The organism is Halomonas sp. ND22Bw, assembly GCF_003011945.1.
In the GTDB taxonomy this organism is placed as follows: Bacteria; Pseudomonadota; Gammaproteobacteria; order Pseudomonadales; family Halomonadaceae; genus Halomonas; species Halomonas halophila.
Genome location: NZ_PXWD01000469.1, coordinates 1 through 328, shown reverse-complemented (window position 1 = coordinate 328; position 328 = coordinate 1). Strand labels below are relative to the sequence as shown.

Below are 328 nucleotides of genomic sequence, written 5' to 3'. Positions count from 1 at the left end.
AAGAACGTCGGCGTCGAGCTGGCCGAGGGCAAGCCGAGCCTGCCGCTGATCCGGGCCATGGCCGGCGGCACCGCCGGCGTCATGCAAGTCGCGGTCTCCGCGCCCCAGAACCAGGCGAGAAGCAAGCACAGTGATCAAGACATCCGTGACCATCAGCAATAAGCTGGGCCTGCACGCACGCGCGTCGGCCAAGCTCACCAAGCTTGCCGGGAGCTTCCCCTGCGAAGTCTGGCTGGCCCGCGGCGAGCGCCGCGTCAACGCCAAGAGCATCATGGGTGTGATGATGCTGGCGGCCGGCCTCGGCGCGACCGTCGAGCTCGAGACGAGC

General features: G+C 68.3%; 1 protein-coding gene. It reads left to right on the top strand.

The features are described from left to right. Positions 1-145: 145 nt before the first annotated feature. Positions 146-328, top strand: a 183-nt coding sequence (locus CVH10_RS18975; RefSeq protein WP_369335883.1) for an HPr family phosphocarrier protein, incomplete at its 3' end; no start/stop codon positions are given.